Here is a 16,156-nt window from a genome sequence, read left to right on the forward strand (position 1 = left end):
AATATTCTTCCTACTAATCAAATCTCGTCTCACTAAAAGATTTAATATATCTGCAGCCAAGATCAAACAGCTTTATGTTGTTATAAGCTGCAAACTCAATATCATTGTCTTCTGCTGCTTCTAAATCATTAACGGAGTCGCCTAATAGCACAACATTATCCGGAGCATAATTGTAGTCTTGGAGTAAGGTTCCTACAAGCTCTTTCTTTGGTGTCGGAGAACCGTGTATTGTAACAAAATACTTTGCAATATCTAAGCGCTCACAAATTTCATTTAACTCCCTACCATCAGATCCTGAAACAACATGCATTGGCACTTGCTTATAATATTTTTTAATAAAATTTAATGAATCTTCTATCAATAGCTTTTTATCGATTAACAATTCCATCATCACTTCCGAAAATCGCGTAGCTAGAGACATTACTTGATGATCAGTAATTTGCTGCTCTAAAATGTCTTCATAAAAATATCGAAACTTCACGTACCGTGATAAACCGCCATTCAAGCGATGAAAGTCTAAAAGTTGTTGTACTTGGTCCCTTGGAAATTCTGAAAGCGTAACTTCAAATCCTTTATCTCTGATAGGCATGGAGTCCATTATTACTCCATCGAAGTCCCAAAGGATTGCTTTATATTTTGAAAAGTTTATCATAAATAGCCTCTGCAATAACAAAATCATCTTCCCAGTCAATATCGAAGGACTTTATTTTGTCCTGCAGAAATAGGTAAGGGTGTGTGCCTATACGATTCCTATATTTGATATATGTATCGCGAGAAGTGATAAACATAGCATGATTGATTTCATAAAGCATTGGTAAGTCCTGTGTACGGGGCCACTGCTTTGCATTGGAATCATAGTTTATACCCTTCGCATTACTATCAAGAATAAAATTCTGTAATGCGCTTACTGTAATAAGTGAATCAAACCCTTCCTCTAACTTAGAAAAGTATTCGATTATTGCTTTATCATATTCTGCAGCATTAATAAATGGCGTAGTAGTATGCCCCCAGATGATGTGACTCTGACGAATTATCTCCGGCACATACTCTATTAGCGCAGACAGGGGAGTTGTGTCCAGGCACAACTCCTCTGGTCTAATAATTACTTGAATCTTATTTTCGGATGGATCTACCTTCCTTGCAATTTCTACTGAAAGCTCATCATTAGTAGAAAGAATGATAGAACTTAAAGTTCGGCACTCTAGGAGCTGTTTTAATTTTAGCTCTAGTATACCACCTTCTATATTAGAAAACTTACGTGTATTCTTTGACTTTACCCGTTGGCTTCCTTTCCTGGTAGGCAGAAAAAAACATACATCCTCTCTCATGCTATGCTAATAAAGAGTATACAGAATTAATTTCAACCGATTTATAATTTGTTGGAGTTAATGAAACTAGTGACTTACCAGTATGCTGCGCAAAAGAACTAAATAAGAATTCATTTTCGTCTGTAAGGCTCTTTTCTTTCTGTGAGATGCTTGCTTGAATATAACCGTCATAACCCGCTATATAAACATTCTGAGCGCCAAGTTCAATTGCCGCCTGTAAGGCTAATGCTGTATGGGTGTCATTTAGTTTGTTGCTAAATTCAATACGCTCTAATTCAAAGCTATTTTCCAAAACTGCATCAGGAATATAAGTACCCATTTCTCTTGGGTAAGGAGGCAGAATACAGCTCCCATTGAAATTCTTCAGGCTTTGGAAAACCTTTTCAAGTCGATGCCCTTCGTTACCTACAAGACAATAAACCTGGTCTACATTCAGATCTTCATAAGAGTTCGAATTTTTTGAGCTTGCATGTATTAAGCAAACATTATCCATATTACCAATATATTCCCTAAGCCCTTGGGCATGGTTTACGGCATTTGTACCACCACCAATAATCACCACGTTATTATAGTGCTTAGCAGGCTTAAAACATGGCAATTTATAATTATCCTTTACTTTTTGCTTTTGATTATTTAGAGCTCTTATGATGCTATTAAATGAATAAAACCGTTGTGTTACCCACTCCATTACGTTCTTTTGTGGTAGTGAATTTGCACCCGATACCATGTATGGCAGATTTGTACCCCAGCCATATGCCTGTTGCAATTGCGTGAATTCGTCAACTGTTTTACTTAAAGCATTAAAATCAACTTCAAGCTCTCCCTTCGCATTTAGGGCAGCAAGCAGCAATTCAGTTTTCAAATTACCTGCCCCTCTTCCCATGCCGGTAATAGTAGCATCTACTATCTCCACACCATGTTCAATAGCTGTAAGCGTATTAATAAGTCCGAGTTCAAGATTGTTGTGACCATGAAACCCTAACTTAATAGTTGTCTTTTCTCGGATTAAATTAATTGTATCAATTACGTCCTGCGGATACACACCACCGAAGGAATCCACCATATAGAAGTAATCAGCTACTTCATTGACAAATTTCAATTCATCCAAAAACTCAGGAAATTCACGCCACTTTGACATATACATGGTATTAAAGCCCACTTCAAATCCCATAGCCTTTATTTTTTCGGCTAATTTAAGGGCTCTGCCAAATTTTTGGGGATCTAATGCGATGCGCACCATGTCGATAATTCCAATACATGGGTTCAGCAAATTTTGCACATGCTCTGGTAAGACATTTTTCTCATCCAGTATAACAACCAACTTTTTATTGGATGCTTGTTTAATCTGTTTAAGAAGATATGAAGGGCAGTAAAAGTATTCTCCAAGATAATCTTTCATTGGGTTATTACGATATCCAATTTCTAGATAATCTATCGGGAGTTTATTCATTGATTCCAGATAAGTACTTACTAGATCTTTGCTGAAATCCCAGTTAGTATAATAACCCCCATCACGGAGCGTGCAATCTAATATTTTAAACATTTATTAAATTTTTTTTAACTCATTCAAAACTTTAAGCGCATACGATTCTAATGAGAAATTCTCTTCAAATATTAACCTTGAAGATCTCATTAAAGGATTATACATCTCTTCGAAATTATTGCTATTAACAGTATTTATAAGAATAGATTTAAATTCTTCCAAGTTTGCATATTTAAATCCATTTAAACCGTCAAAAACTATTTCATTTAATGCTCCAGAATTAGATGCTATAACTGGAATTTGAAAAGCATTTGCTTCGGCAACAACTCTGCCAAAACTTTCATTGCTAGCATTTACAATTACAAAGTGTAAGCTATTATAAATTTCATCTTTCTCACAAAAGCCATGAAATATGATATTGGGAGTATTATAGTCGCGTTTAATTCTTTCGATGTAAGATCTTTCTCCATCACCATAAATGTGTAATTCAGCATTGATGCCAGCATTTGACAAACCAGCAAAGATACTTATAACGTCTTCTTGACCCTTTTGCTGATTTATTCTACCGATCATTCCAAACTTTAGTATTTTATTTGAAAGATACCTCTTTTCTGGATTAAAATTGATGCTGTAGACCCCATTAAAAACAGTATGATTTTTACCAAAGTTTGTAAAACAACTGTAGCTATATTTAAGAAAATTTGATGGATATAAATGCAATTTTGCTTGTGAAAATAAACTATTAAATTCATCAGTATCTTCTAAAAAGAAGCCAGTATTAAAATCATTTACAGTTTCTCGATGATGCCATACAAAATTAAGATTTAGTTGTTTCGCTACTAATGCTCCTATTGGTGCCATTGATGAATTTACATAAATTACATCAGGTTTATATTTTTTCACAAAGGCTAGATGCTCGTTAAAATATTTTTTATTAAGCGTTTTTTTTAAGAATTTATTCTTGATCAGCCATATTTTCGCTTTTAGACTATTCTCTTTAATTTTCTTATCATATAAGAATTTATTGTATGTCCATACCCTATTAGGTATTATAGTATAGTCAAACTTTTGGTCTGTTAATAAACTAACAATAGGACCACTTTTAGGAATTATTACATGTAATTCGATTTTAGGATCTAAAACGCTAATACCTTTAATTAAATTTATCAATGAAGAAGGTGCTCCATATACTGTTGAGGAGTGTGAATAAAACAAAATCCGCATTTTGCATAAGTTAAATACAAATAATACAACTTATAATTATTTCAATTTCATGATTTAATTAATTTCTTAATAATTATTAATTACTCACTTTTAATTTTATGATAAAAGTTATTAAGATAACACTTATCAAAGTAATGTGTAATTAATTTTAATACAATTATATACTTTTGATTATCTGGTCAAATTCTTTAAAACTATTATTTCTTTTTAACTGAGAAACATCAACATTTAATTTAAAGACATTATAAAAGTCACCCCAGTCAAGTGATTTATCATACTCAGAAGCAACGTAAAGCATTTTCTTTTCGCATTCATATTTATAATATTCACTTGATAAATTTGATAAAGCAAACGAAGGGACCCCCAGTAATGCTGCTTCACTAATAGCACCTGAACAGAAAGTAACTAAATAAGAACTCATTTCTAAAACTTCAGGTAATGCATTGTAAGACGGTTTATCAATCTCCCACTCAACATTTTCCAAAATAGATGTAAGCCTATCTTTAAGTTGTTGATATTCATCAAATTGGCGAGGATGTAGGCGAAACCACCAAACAAAATCATTTTTAGATTGACTTATCCATCTTATAAGATAATCAGGAAAAGGATCCCCCATTTCTCTTGAGGGTTGTAAAGCATAAGTAATAATTTTACGATTTGGTTTAGCTATATCTTTCGAATTAGAACTATTATAATCCAACCATATGTGGCCTAACTCATATACTTTTTTATTTAAAAAAGAGGTTTCTAAAGATTTTTTACTAGACAAATCCCAAGTAAGAAATGCCGATGGTAGAAAATACGAGTCCTGACATCGAGGGACATTAATAAATGATCCATATGCTAAATGTAAATTATTAATTGGTCCATGTTGTAATTCTATGGTAGGAATTTTGAGCCGTGAAGCTGCTACATTTGCAGCAAGAGTATTATTAGCATAATAACATAATGTAAATATTACTTTAGGCTTTAGCTTGTTAATAATTACTTCCCAAACAGAAACATTTACTATTAATTTAGACCACTCAAACACTAAAATCGACCCAAATTCTTCTTTAATTTTATCAGATCCTATTAAATTTTTAGATTTAGCTATGTGTTCTATATCAGCCGCTACATTGAGTAATGTAATTTTAGTATCTGTATTTATCGATTTGTTTTTTTTAAAAAGTGTCAATAATCTTTTAACAGTAGGAAAGAATAAAAGATTGGTACCATTAAAATTGCATTCAGTATTTATATCTATATCGACCGTAAGGCTCTCTTTTTGTATGTTTTGATTGATAATAAGTGGGTCAAAAAATTTATTCATTAATTCACCCTCCTTTTTAACTCGATACGTTCTAGATCCAATAAATAAGTATTTTTTTTTGTTTAATATAAGTAATTTAAAAAGATGAAATATTAATATTTTTAAATTACTTATTTTACTAAAGAACGAATTTTTATTTGACTTCCGAATTTTGCTATTTTCATTTCTTTCAAGCTTATTTATAAAATAAACAAATAATTTTATTCTAATCCATGGCCATACTTTAATTCCTTCTATTACTAAATTATCTGATTTAATCTTGTTCTCAATTTCTAAAATAAGTTCAACTGTATCGGTTCTTGACCATTTACTCGAAACCATAATTATTCAATGTAAATTTGATAGTAATATTGCATTTTAAATTAAATCAATATTATTAACAAAGAGAATTTGTTTATGAAACTAATTTAGCATTACATTGTTTTTAAATGCTATTTATCATTTTTTCCCATTCATCGGCTATATAAGCCAACTGAAACTTCTCTATAGAATTAGGAATACCTTCTCTGTATTTAGATAGCTGTTCGCCATTTAGATTATTGAGTATATAAATCAATTCTTTTTCGTTATCAACTGGAATTAATATTCCATTTATTTTATTTCTGATTATTTCTGAAGGTCCATAGTTGCAATTAGTAGCAATAACTGGAACATTCAATACCAACGCCTCTAAGATCACATTACAAAAGCTTTCAGAATTAGATGTATTTAAAAAAAGAGTTGAATTTCTAATGATAGGAAAAGGGTTGCTTAACTGCCCTGTAAATCTAATCTTATCGGCAACTCCAAAGCTTAAGGCTTTACCAAAAAGTACCTCCTTCATATTTCCTTCCCCAATAATAACTAAATCAAAATATTCTTTAATATTACTTAAAGAGTAAGCAGCAATGAGCATTTCAAAATTTTTCTGCTTTTTCAGTCTTCCCATTGCACATATATAAGGTTGGTCGAATACATAAGTGCTCTCCTTTTTACTTAGTTCTAAAATTTTGTTAGAGTCAATTGAATTATATATCACCTTAATTTTTTTCTTGTTTTTGCTATTTCGTTTAATAATAGCTTCAGAAAGTCCTATAGATGGTACAATTACATATTGTACAAAAGGCCATTTAAGAACAAAATTAGCAATCCTTTGCCTTTTTTTTGCTAGCACATAAGGGTTAGTATCAAATCTTCCAATTATGTTTCTTGAAAAAGTAAAACATGCCAAGAAGCTACTATAATAAGTAAATCCAATAACCAGATCAGGCTTTAATTTAAGCCTTAATAGGAAGACCAAAAAGAAATTAAGCAGATGAAAAATATATTTCGATGAAACCTTTCTATTGTTTAAAACATGTATTCTTTTTCTTACAATATTATGTGGCAACTCAAATATTGGTTTTTGTAAAGCAAAATGAACTTCATATCCTCTATTACTTAGTTCTTCTCCTACATTTATTGCCATCCTTTCTGCTCCTCCTGTTTTAAAGGAACCAATCACTATAAGTACTTTTTTTGTTGGCATTTATTTAATTCACATTTTTATGAATATATACTACATTCAGCGTACATCTACCAGTCAATATTAAAAACTATCAATATTTAAAATTAATCACAACAATTACGTATGAATATTAATCAATTCATTTATAAATATATTATGATTAAACTTATTTTCTAGATGTGCATTTGATAGTCCACTATCAAAATTATTTTCAGCGATTAGCTTACTTAACAGCTCAGTAATTACTTCAAATTCTAAATCTACAAGAATTCCATTTTTGTTTTCTACAAAAATGGAAGACTCGCCCCTATCACTTAAAACTAAAAAGTTATCGTAATGCAGCGCCTCCATGACACTTTGAGATGGGAAATTGTTAACTGAATTAAAAGATAAAAATAGTTTAGATTTAACCAGTACTTCTGAAATATCTGCTTTATAACCAAATTCTATATTTGAAGGACCTGTGACTATATCTTTGATATAATTAGTAGTAGCATTATCTCCTTTACCAAGAAGATAAAATTTCCAATCCGGAAATTTCTCAGCTAATTCTTTGAAAATAAAAGCGCATAATATTGCATTTTTCCTTTTAACAAACCTATGTGCAAATACAACAATATTCTCTTTTGGTAATGGTGTTTCGAGTTCCCTATTTTCATAGTATGGGATTGAGTATGTATGACTTACATTATTAACACCTTGTGACATCAATATTTTTGCAATACCTGAACTTACAGTTACTACATTATTTACAGATTTACAATATTTTGATTTTGCATATTTTAAAGCGTACTCTGGACCCGCAACTTCATGCGTATGATGATAACCATAAATTTTTTTTAGGATATAAGCAGCTCTAGGATTCATAATTGAATGCACCCTTTTGAAACCCATTATCTTCAAATTAGCTCCATATATTAATAATGATGAAAACTTTAATGCTTTACTTACAGTTTTGCTCTTAAAATTATCTTTTAATTTATAAATTTTGAGGCTATTAGTTTTATCCAAAAAATTTCGAATGTTTATATCATCACTTTTTTGTACATTATTAATTAAGGTTTCTGACAATATAATAGCGATATCAATATTGTTTAGCTCAGATAATTTTTGAAATATTTTAATCCATCTTCGTTCAGCTCCTCCTAAATACCTTGATTCCAAGGTAAAAATCACTTTTTCCATAAACTACAGAATTCTTTGCTCTACCTCTAAATTCAAATTATATTTACTCAAAACTTTAGCCTGAACTGTCTTTATTATATCAATGATGTCTTGTCCTTTTGCATTGTTATAGTTAACAATAAATCCCCCATGTTTTTCTGATATTTTAGCACCCCCAATCGTATATCCCTTCAATCCTAACTCTTCTATAATAGACCCTACATAATAACCTGTAGGTCGCTTAAATACACTACCTGCATTAGGAAATTCTTTGGGCTGTTTTTGCCATCTTGCATTCCTAATATATTCCATCTTATTTTTGATATCTGCCTTGTTAGCAAATCTCAATTTGAACCATCCTTTTAAAATTATTTTATCTGTACTCCTTTGAAAAAAGCTATCCCGATAAGAAAACCCTATATCTTGATTATCAATTTCTTTAATAATCAAATCTGATAAATCTAAATAGCGTACTTTAAGGAGTATGTCCTTAATTTCCTCTCCTGAAGCCCCTGCGTTCATTACAATACTCCCTCCGATAGAGCTTGGTATATCATAAAACATTTCAAATCCAGATAAGGAAAATTCGTAAGCTTTATTACTTACATCAAATGTTGTTGCACCTGCTTCACATGAAATAATATCATTGTCGACAGTAATTTCTGCAAAAGATGGCCCAATAATAATAAAATCTTCAGTATAGTACTCTTTAGATAAAATTACATTATATCCTCCTCCTAATATTATTTTGTTGCTTATAGGATGATTCTTATAGATTTCAATAAAATCTTCTTCTGTTTTTGGGAAAAATGCTTTGTTACAGTAAGACTTAATTTTATAGCTATTGAAATCTGTCAAGTCAAAATTCTTAACTATTTTCATATTCCATACTCTTAGTTCTAATTGTTATACCTAAGTCTTTCAGCTTTTTTTGAAGATTATTATAGCCACGCATTGCCATTTCGACATTAAGAATTGTCGATTCACCTTCTGCTAATAGAGCTGCCATAACTAAAGCCATGCTTCCTCGCAAATCAGTTGATTGAGCGTTTACTACGCTTTTTGGAAACTCGGTGTTGCCTTGCGTTGTTATGCTACCTCTTTCCCATGAAATTCGACCCTTATAAAATCTGGCTAACTGCTCACAATATTTTAACCTTTCAGGATATCTGTAATCGAAAATTCGACTAATTCCATCAGCATGAAGACCGAGCATGACAAAGAATGGTTGCATATCTGATATAATACCTGGATGAGTTCCTGTTGCTACTTCAAACGGTTGAATCATTCCATTAATTAGGCAATCAGGTGTAACGTGGATATTGTTCGAATTCATATATAAATCAATACCTGCCTCTTTCAAGTGAATCAATGGAATTTCCATAGACTTGAAGGGTACATCTAGAATGGTAATATCACCTCCTGATAACACTCCATAGACAACCCATGTAAGAGCTTCAATTCTGTCTGGCATTACACTGTAGACTGAGCCTTCTAAATAATCTCTTCCAGTAACTTCAATGAAACTGTTGCCTACAACTTTGATTGTCACTCCAATTGATCTTAAAAACAAAATTAAGTCTTCTATTTCTGGAGAGATATATGCGTTACGAATTATAGTTTTACCATTAATAGTAGATGCCGATATTAGCGCATTTTCTGTACCACCAATAGTACTTTTGGGGAAATTGATCTCACCTGGTTTAAACCCGTTATCAGTTGTAACTCGTATGTAATTTTCCATTTCTTCTACCTTGGCGCCAAGAGATTCCCATACCATTATATGCAAATCATAACCCCTATTTCCAATCTTGCAGCCACCTGGATATGGAATAAATGCTACATTTGATTTTTTAATCAAAGCTGGTACTAATAAATATGTAGTCCTAATTGGAAAATCATAGTGTTCTAACAATGTATTCCGGAGATTCTCTGGATCTATTAATATAGTTTCTTCTATATCATTTACTGAAATTGAAGCACCGCTCCTTTTGATAAAATCAATTTTATATTTTGCATCTACCAATAAAGTTGGAAAATTATTGAGCTGTACATGTCCATCAGAAATTAATGAAGCTGCTAACAAACGTGTTGCTGAGTTCTTTGCACCGCTTACTCTAACTTTACCTAAGGGTTTTCTGCCACCCTCAATTGTAGCTATTATATTTCTTTCCATTATATTAAACTTCTTGCAATTCAATCATTTTTCTAAACTCACTAGACTCCTCAATCAACTGCTTAAATGTTCCGATTGATGTGATTTGTCCTTTATTCATCACTATTACTTCGTCAGCATTCCGTATGGTAGATAATCTATGGGCCACTATAAGTATTGTATAATGACCTTTCAACTGATCAATATTTTTCTGAATAACTCTTTCAGTTTCAGAATCCAGCGCTGAAGTTGCTTCATCCATCACTAGAATATCAATGTCCTTATAAAGCTCTCTAGCAATTGATAGTCTTTGTTTCTGGCCTCCAGAAATGTTTATTCCATTATTACCAAGCATTTCTTTTTCACTGTTAGGTAGTGCTTTTACAAATTCTATGATATTAGCTTTAGAAAGAGCTTGCCAGAATTTAGCAATATTATCGGGACTTGGTTGATCCCAAAAGGTAACATTATTAAAAATTGAATCATTAAAAATTACAGGTTCTTGAGTAATATAACCTATCCTAGATTGAAAACTTTTAATTTCTAATTCTCTAGTGTTATGATCATCAATAAAAATCTCTCCCTGATCTGGATACATTAAATTAGTAATCAAATTAACTAATGTCGTCTTCCCTGATCCAGATTCTCCTACGAAGGCGTATGTTTTATTTTTTATCAATGTTAGGTTTAAATCCTTTAAAATTAAATTATCACCATATCCAAATCTTAAGTTTCTTATTTCAATACTCTTTTGGAAGTTTACAAGTCTCGTTTTGCCATTAACTTCTTGTTCGCTTTCCATTTCCCTTTGGAAATCCGTCATATTCTCAAGAGAACCAGAAACATTTAAGAAGTTATTCCATTGAGTCTGCAACACCATCAAAAAAGTTAAAGAACGGTAAAAGAATAGTAAAGACAATATTATTAAGCCAAGGCTAGATCCAAAATATTTTACTTGTATTAGAATTACTAATACTACAACTGTTACTACCATAGGCTCTCGCACAGAGCCTAATATAGCACCATAATATCCAATTTTTTTATTGCTTTTTTCTATTTCATATACAGCTTTCTTAAGTTTCTCTGTGTATTTACTAATTAACGCAGTTGCCTTAAGATATTTAAAGTATGCTACTTTTTGAATTAATAAACCTTGATAACCATGACTATCCTGGGTAATTTTTTTTGAAACTTCCTTTGTTCGTTTATATACTTGTTTGAAAGCTAAATTTGAAACAGTTGCACCAACTGCAACTAAAATTGCAAATTGGGGATTAGCCATGAATGCTAAGATTACATATACCATTAGCATTACAGTAGCCTGCATAGCCATAAAGTAATATCGATAGGCTGATACTACTCTTACCGTTTCACCACTTAATGTATTCTGTATTCTACCAGCATCAGCAGTTACAAAAGCTTTGTATCTGAAATTTGATAGTTTATTGAGGTTTAAGATTCTTAATCTTTTTATAAAATACTGTTGTGTTATAACCTTATAATAAGATTCACAAAATTTAGCCACACCTTTTAGGCCAAAGAAAAACAGCATTGTAAACAATACTGTTTGCAAGTTTAAATTTAAACCTAAATTATGAAGTATATCAACTATAAAAGCAAGATTTCCAAGACCTTCTGCTGATGCTGTATTCTGACCGTCAACCATCTCAAGAAGCGGCAGAAACATAGCTAAGCCAAATCCATCAAGTGTTCCTACTATAATACTTAATGATAAGGCTATAATTAATTTATAACGTAGATGTGTATAGAAGTAAGTAAAATGTTCAAAATTGTTTTTTATGAGTTGTTTGATATTTTTCAAGATTTATTAAAAAATTTGGATTTATAAAAAATTACTAATTATATATTTTAGCTTACTAAGACACGAATTACATCGCTAAGAGTAACAACACATTAATTAATGCATTCATATATAATATAATTATTCCCATGTGTTATACAATGCCCCAGCTTAGCGGTGTGCCTGCTTTGATGTCCTGCGCTGCGCTTTTGCCCAGCAGGTTGTCGTAGTGCTTCGGCGGGAGTCCCAAGCCGGGTCTGATAACGCGGATATTCTCTTCAGTGAAGACTTCACCAGCCTGAATGTCTTTGGAAGCATAGACAGAGCGCTTGAACAAACGGCTCTTTTCCTCCGCCCGCTGCACACCATACTGCACATGTCCCAGCGCCAACCAGGCTCTTTCCGACTCCACTACCAGCGACTGTAGCTCGGCGGGCTCCAGCGAGAAAGCCGAGTCCACGCCGCCATCAGCGCGACTGAGCGTAAAGTGCTTCTCGATCACGGTCGCACCAAGCGCCACAGCGGCTACCGAAGCCCCAACACCCATGGTGTGGTCCGATAGGCCAACCTGTACGTCATAAAGCGCATTCAAGTGCGGAATTGTGCGGAGGTTAGTATTCTCTGGTGTGGCAGGGTAGGTGGAGGTGCATTTGAGCAGAATCAGCTCCAGACAGCCTTCCTCTCGCAACACCTGCACGGCCTCGGCCACTTCCTGCACGGTCGCAGCGCCAGTACTCATGATCACAGGCTTGCCTGTGGCAGCCACTTTGCGCAGCAGTGGGTGGTCGGTGTTCTCAAACGAAGCGATCTTATAGGCCGGAGCATCCAGACTCTCGAGGAAGTCCACCGCCGATTCGTCGAAAGGAGAGGAGAAGGCGATCATGCCGCGCTCCCGTGCCCGCTCGAAAATAGGCTGGTGCCACTCCCAGGGGGTGTAGGCCTCTTTGTAAAGATCATAGAGCTCACGGCCCTTCCAGAGCGAACCTTCGTCCTCGATGGTGAGGGCGCCCGGCAGGGTCATGGTGTCGGCGGTGTAGGTCTGCAGTTTGATGGCATCGGCACCTGCCTCGGCGGCGGCGTCCACGATGGCCAGCGCCCGCTCCAGCGACTGGTTGTGGTTGCCCGACATCTCAGCGATTATAAAGGGCTTATGGGAAGGGCCGATCAGACGGCCGGCAATGCTGATATCGTTGATCATGGTATTTATTAAAAATTTTCTAGAGTTGAAAGCTCTAATATGAAACGGTGTGCTTGAGGTTGATGTGGGTCAGCTTTTCCATAAGTAAAACCAGCTTTCTCAAAAGATCTAATAGAGGCAGTATTATTATGTTGTACTAGCCCTTCAACTGAACTTATATTTGGATTCTGCTGCAAAAGTTTTTCTATCCCTTTCTGAAGAACAATATGTCCAAGGCCTTTTCCCCTAAACCCTTTGCTTATCAAATAGCTGATTATGGCATATTTGCCATTAATCTCAAAGCGTATCTGTGCTGCGGAAATTCCATCACTTTCAGCAATGTAAATCTTAGAACTTGGATTGATTAACTTAGAATGGAACCACTTAGTATGCTCCTGAATTGAAATAGGGCTTGGGTTAAAGGAATGGCGACGTACTTCTGGATCATTTGACCAGTCAAATAACAAATATAGGTCAGCTACCTTAGCATCTCGAAGTCCAATACGGCTATTCCCATCCGCCCTGAAAATAATGCGTGTTTTCCTATTCATGCTATGGTAGTTTTTGCAGCGTTCTGTCAAATCCACCGGCTTGGAGCACTTTCTTGGCGGCTGTTAATTCTTCTTCTTCTGAGGCAAATACCTGCCGCTGCGCATTGGCCGCATTCACCTCCTGCAGCCAGGGCTGTTCCTGCAGCAGTTTGCCAATCGCCTCGTGCGTGATCGGCTGACCCGGTTTCCAGAGTCGCTCAAAGAGCAGAGCAGCCAGCGCATAGTCGGTAGGGTAGTCTACGGTAAGGCGCAGCTGATTGATAGGAGAATCCAAGGCCATCGTCTGTGTGCTAAAACCGGCTTCCCTTCTGATAAAAGGCGTTACATGTTCCCTGTCGGCGGCTGCAGTGGCTTGTGCTGCGGCTATGTCCAGGGCTTGGCGTGAAAATACCTCCACGTTTGTGCCGAGAGGAAGACCTGAGGTAATGATATAATCTGAGTTAGTAGCTTGCATTTGATCAACCGTCTGGTCGATTGTCTCTGGCATCACAAAAGGATTGTCGCCAGTGAGCCTTACGATCACATCCAGCCCATAGGTATGGGCAGTCTGCTGGAAGCGCTCCAGCACATCATCGGCTGAACCGCGCATACAGTGTATTCCTTTTGCCTGGCAGAAAGCTTCGATGGCATCGTCCTCGGGGCGTATCGTAGTGGCGATGATGATTTGATGCAAAGACTTGGCCAACTGGGCGTTGGTTGCCACATGCTCCAGCAGGCTGGTACTACCGCCGAAGGGCAATGGCAGCAGCGCCTTGCCAGGTAGCCGCTCCGAGCCCAGGCGCACCTGTATGATGGCGCCGACCTTTACCATGCCGTCCAGCCTCCGTCCAGCACCATGTTCTGTCCCGTCATATAAGCCGAGGCGTCCGAAGCCAGGTATACGAAGGCTCCTTTCAGGTCATCAGGCTTGCCAATGCGGCCCAGTGGGTTCTTTTTCTTCAGCTGCTCCACAAACATTTCGTTTTGCTGTACCTGCTCACTCGGGAAAGGTCCCGGCGTAACGGCGTTGACCGTGATGTTGTGCTTGCCCAGATAGCAGGCAAAGTAACGCGTGAGTTGCAGCACACCCGCCTTGGCGGCTCCATAGTGCGGCGGATTCAAAAAAGCCGGGCTTTCGTCGTAGATGCTGAAATCTGGAGAAACCATGCCATACATGGAAGACACGTTAATGATCCGTCCGCCATGCTGCTTCAGGTAGGGAATCACTTCCCGGATGCAGCGGTACACACTATTGAGGTTGCCGTCGATGCCATAGCTCCATTCTTCGTCCGTGAGCTGCTCTGGCTGCTGCCCTTTGGAGTAAAAGGCGTTGTTCACCAACACGTCGATCCGGCCCTGCTCACCCTGCACCTGCTCAAAGGCCGCCGCAACCGTTTTCGTATCGGAGATGTCGCATGAGACAAAGGAGATGCCAAGGTCAGCATGATCGCTGAAGGCCTCCTGGAACCTGGTTTCGCTGCGGCCGAGCACATAGACGGTAGCACCCGCCTCGGCCAACGCCAGGCTGATAGCAGTGCCCAGATGGCCGTAGCCGCCTGTGACAAGGGCCACCTTGCCAGAGAGGGAAAATAGTTCAGTAAGACTGCTGCTCATCGTGCGGGCCACTTGTAAGGTAAGAGTATACTTTTGTTTTCTTCTTTCAATTCCATTAGTTCGGTATGGAGCGCCTTCGGAATCTCCGTGCCGCTGAAGTGGATGTTCTCTTGCAGGGTGTGCAAGCTTTCCACACCAATCACCACACTGGAAATATAGGGATTTGCCAGCGCAAAACCCAGACAAACCGCCCCGATCGGGACTTGATGTGCCTTGGCCAGTTGCTGCAGCCGCTCTAATTTGGGTGTAGCCTCTTGTAGGTATAGCGGTAGCTGGTCCGGCTGCATAAAATAGAGCCCCTGCAGGTATACCGAGCGGATGTGCGTTTCAATGCCACGGCTTCTCAGCTCCGGCAGCACCTCCTCAAAGCGCCTGTCAAAAATGCTGTAGGGGAACTGCACGAGGTCGATTGGCGCAGCTTGCTTGAGCAGCTCCTCTGCCTCAGCCGGATGGTAGAGCGAAATGCCGATCTTTTCAACCTGGCCAGAGGACTTGATCTCCTTCAGCTCGTCCAGCACACTCGGTTTGCTGCTATAACTCGCATAGCTGTGCAGCAGGTAGCCGTACAGTTTATCGACCTTCAGGCGCTCGAGTGAGCCACGGAATGCCTGTGCGATGCTTGTGTCAGGACTATTGGGCGGATATTTGGAGATGATACGGAATTGGGTTGGCAGGGTGCTGAGGGCATTGCCCAGACACTGCTCACTGTCGCCGTAGGCTGCAGCCGTGTCCAGCGTGTCTATACCTGCTTTTGCTGCTTCGGCCAGGATAACCCTCACCTCCGCATCCGGTATCTGCCCGCGCTGGTTGCTGATGCCGTACGGGAGTCCGAACTGCGCCGTGCCCAGGATCAGCCGCTGTGTCGGGGTCTGGTTGCTCACA

Annotated in this window: 15 protein-coding genes; all 15 read right to left on the reverse strand. The window is 37.0% G+C overall.

Going from position 1 to position 16,156, the window contains the following annotated elements; all coding sequences use genetic code 11:
* Positions 1-13: 13 nt before the first annotated feature.
* Positions 14-679: an HAD family hydrolase gene (locus AC5FX6_RS10015; RefSeq protein WP_493596912.1), complete on the reverse strand. Its 666-nt coding sequence runs from the start codon at positions 677-679 to the stop codon at positions 14-16.
* Complete coding sequence (locus tag AC5FX6_RS10020) at positions 630-1,328, reverse strand: acylneuraminate cytidylyltransferase family protein (RefSeq protein WP_493596913.1); 699 nt, start codon at positions 1,326-1,328, stop codon at positions 630-632. Before AC5FX6_RS10020 ends, AC5FX6_RS10015 begins: the two co-directional genes overlap by 50 nt.
* A 1-nt stretch (position 1,329) precedes the next feature.
* A complete protein-coding gene (locus AC5FX6_RS10025; protein ID WP_493596914.1) occupies positions 1,330-2,871 on the reverse strand; it encodes an aldolase catalytic domain-containing protein in 1,542 nt (513 codons plus the stop codon).
* 3 nt (positions 2,872-2,874) lie between these two features.
* Complete coding sequence (locus tag AC5FX6_RS10030; RefSeq protein WP_493596915.1) at positions 2,875-4,035, reverse strand: glycosyltransferase family 4 protein; 1,161 nt, start codon at positions 4,033-4,035, stop codon at positions 2,875-2,877.
* 157 nt (positions 4,036-4,192) lie between these two features.
* Positions 4,193-5,668: a hypothetical protein gene (locus tag AC5FX6_RS10035; protein ID WP_493596916.1), complete on the reverse strand. Its 1,476-nt coding sequence runs from the start codon at positions 5,666-5,668 to the stop codon at positions 4,193-4,195.
* Between the two features lie 103 nt (positions 5,669-5,771).
* Positions 5,772-6,854, reverse strand: a complete 1,083-nt coding sequence (locus AC5FX6_RS10040) for a glycosyltransferase (protein ID WP_493596917.1) — start codon at positions 6,852-6,854, stop codon at positions 5,772-5,774.
* A 96-nt stretch (positions 6,855-6,950) separates the two neighbouring features.
* On the reverse strand, positions 6,951-8,018 hold the full coding sequence (locus AC5FX6_RS10045; protein WP_493596918.1) for a glycosyltransferase: 1,068 nt from the start codon (positions 8,016-8,018) through the stop codon (positions 6,951-6,953).
* Positions 8,019-8,021: 3 nt separating this feature from the next.
* Entirely contained in the window at positions 8,022-8,879 is an 858-nt protein-coding gene (gene murB, locus AC5FX6_RS10050) for a UDP-N-acetylmuramate dehydrogenase (protein ID WP_493596919.1), read from the reverse strand.
* Entirely contained in the window at positions 8,866-10,173 is a 1,308-nt protein-coding gene (locus AC5FX6_RS10055) for a UDP-N-acetylglucosamine 1-carboxyvinyltransferase (RefSeq protein ID WP_493596920.1), read from the reverse strand. Before AC5FX6_RS10055 ends, murB begins: the two co-directional genes overlap by 14 nt.
* Before the next feature lie 4 nt (positions 10,174-10,177).
* On the reverse strand, positions 10,178-11,974 hold the full coding sequence (locus AC5FX6_RS10060) for an ABC transporter ATP-binding protein (protein WP_493596921.1): 1,797 nt from the start codon (positions 11,972-11,974) through the stop codon (positions 10,178-10,180).
* Positions 11,975-12,107: 133 nt separating this feature from the next.
* Positions 12,108-13,151 carry a pseudaminic acid synthase gene (gene pseI, locus AC5FX6_RS10065; protein ID WP_493596922.1) on the reverse strand — a complete coding sequence of 348 codons (1,044 nt, stop codon included), beginning with the start codon at positions 13,149-13,151 and terminating at the stop codon, positions 12,108-12,110.
* Positions 13,152-13,159: 8 nt separating this feature from the next.
* Positions 13,160-13,681 (reverse strand): GNAT family N-acetyltransferase, encoded by a 522-nt coding sequence (locus tag AC5FX6_RS10070; protein ID WP_493596923.1) that lies wholly within the window; start codon positions 13,679-13,681, stop codon positions 13,160-13,162.
* A gap of 1 nt (position 13,682) precedes the next feature.
* Positions 13,683-14,492, reverse strand: coding sequence for a cytidylyltransferase domain-containing protein (locus tag AC5FX6_RS10075; RefSeq protein ID WP_493596924.1), 810 nt, complete (start codon positions 14,490-14,492; stop codon positions 13,683-13,685).
* Positions 14,486-15,274 (reverse strand): SDR family NAD(P)-dependent oxidoreductase, encoded by a 789-nt coding sequence (locus AC5FX6_RS10080; protein ID WP_493596925.1) that lies wholly within the window; start codon positions 15,272-15,274, stop codon positions 14,486-14,488. The genes AC5FX6_RS10075 and AC5FX6_RS10080 overlap by 7 nt, the downstream gene beginning before the upstream one ends.
* Positions 15,271-16,155: an aldo/keto reductase gene (locus tag AC5FX6_RS10085; RefSeq protein WP_493596926.1), complete on the reverse strand. Its 885-nt coding sequence runs from the start codon at positions 16,153-16,155 to the stop codon at positions 15,271-15,273. Before AC5FX6_RS10085 ends, AC5FX6_RS10080 begins: the two co-directional genes overlap by 4 nt.
* Between the last annotated feature and the right edge of the window lies 1 nt (position 16,156).

Source organism: Pontibacter sp. LHS2, from assembly GCF_058932845.1.